General features: G+C 41.1%; 1 pseudogene. It reads right to left on the bottom strand.

The window, feature by feature from the left end:
• Nucleotides 1–57: 57 nt before the first annotated feature.
• Nucleotides 58–236: pseudogene (locus SB756_RS35410) on the bottom strand (extracellular solute-binding protein); the annotation flags it as partial.

Here is a 236-nt window from a genome sequence, read left to right as displayed (position 1 = left end):
ACCACACTTACCGGTTTGAAATAATGCTAGATTTTCGTTAAAGCCATTAGCTGACTAACCCGCAGGACCTGATTCATTCATAACATCAACATAGTACTGAAGAGTTTTTTCCCATTCAGGTGTATTAAACTGAGGCTTCCAGTTTTCGTCAAACCAACGTGCACCGAATGAGTTAGCCATTGATGTAATAAGCGCAATATTTTCTCCCCAACCGGCTTTACCACGCAAACACATAC

The sequence above is a fragment of the Pseudomonas sp. SIMBA_068 genome (assembly GCF_046534705.1).
GTDB lineage: Bacteria > Pseudomonadota > Gammaproteobacteria > Pseudomonadales > Pseudomonadaceae > Aquipseudomonas > Aquipseudomonas putida.
Note: the sequence above shows the minus strand (reverse complement) of the source record. Positions and strands in the feature narration are given on the sequence as shown.